Here is a 1003-nt window from a genome sequence, read left to right on the forward strand (position 1 = left end):
TCATCGAGTACGTCGAGCACGGTCTGCGGCTCGTGCGCGCCGGGGGCACCGTGCTCGTGCCGCGCGTGCTCGCCGGCGGAAGGGTCGCGGATCCGGTGCAGCGGGACGAGGTGACGGTCGCCTACCGCTCGCTCATCCAGGAGACCCAGCAGTCCCCCGCCGTGCTCGCGGCGCTGAGCACGGTCGGAGAGGGCCTGCTGCAGCTGACCGGCATCGCGGAATGACGAAAGGCCCGCAGGAAGCGGGCCTTTCGAAGATCTGAGAAGATCTGGATCTGTGCAATCGTGCGGATCGCTCAGGCCGCTGCCACGACGCTGCTCAGCACGTCGTGAAGCTCCTTCGCCTCGGCGTCGTTGACGGAGACGACCAGACGCCCGCCGCCTTCGAGCGGGACGCGCACGATGATCAGCCGGCCCTCCTTCACGGCCTCCATGGGTCCGTCGCCAGTCCTCGGCTTCATCGCTGCCATCGCGGTGCTCCCTTTCCTCGGTGGTCTACAACTCTCATATTAGTGGGTGCTGGGACACCGCTTACCGCAGCGCGGCCGGGCCACACCGGAGGAGAACCGGTTCAGGGCACGCGCCAGAAGGTGTTCGCGAAGCCGTACACGTTCGCGATCCACAGCGCCTGCAGGCCGATGCACGCCAGCAGCACGGCGCCGCGCAGCCACCAGGAGCGACGCCAGCCGACGGCGCCCCAGAGCGGCGCGAGCGGGAACAGGAGCCGCAGCGTGCTGGACTGCGGGAAGAACACGGCCAGCAGATACAGCACGTAGCTCGCGGCGAAGAGCCGGATCTCCGGACCGAGCCGCCGGACGCCGGGGCCGAAGATCAGCGCCGCGGCGAACAGCAGGACCAGCAGGGCGAGCACCACGAGCCCGAGCCATCCGGGCAGGCCCATCAGCTGCGCCCAGTACGGCATCGCGCTCAGCCATCCCTCGAACGGCGAGAACACGGCGTGCCCGTCCTGGGGCATCCAGAATCCGCGCCAGCTCAGCTCGGTC

At 69.3% G+C, this 1003-nt stretch carries 1 protein-coding gene and 2 pseudogenes; 1 reads left to right on the forward strand and 2 read right to left on the reverse strand.

Annotated elements, in window-relative coordinates; translation table 11 throughout:
- Positions 1 to 224 (forward strand): annotated as a pseudogene (locus B7X32_RS21000) (methyltransferase); the annotation flags it as partial.
- Between the two features lie 71 nt (positions 225 to 295).
- Here B7X32_RS21000 and B7X32_RS21005 read toward each other — a convergent pair.
- Entirely contained in the window at positions 296 to 469 is a 174-nt protein-coding gene (locus B7X32_RS21005; protein ID WP_082072398.1) for a DUF3117 domain-containing protein, read from the reverse strand.
- A 101-nt stretch (positions 470 to 570) separates the two neighbouring features.
- Positions 571 to 1003, reverse strand: a pseudogene (locus B7X32_RS21010) (hypothetical protein); the annotation flags it as partial.

Source organism: Microbacterium sp. 13-71-7 (genome assembly GCF_002257455.1).
Classification (GTDB): Bacteria; Actinomycetota; Actinomycetes; order Actinomycetales; family Microbacteriaceae; genus Microbacterium.

What these genes read in the sequence shown, in the direction of transcription:
- B7X32_RS21005 (WP_082072398.1), bottom strand. Translation starts at nt 469, where the DNA reads ATGGCAGCGATGAAGCCGAGGACTGGCGACGGACCCATGGAGGCCGTG.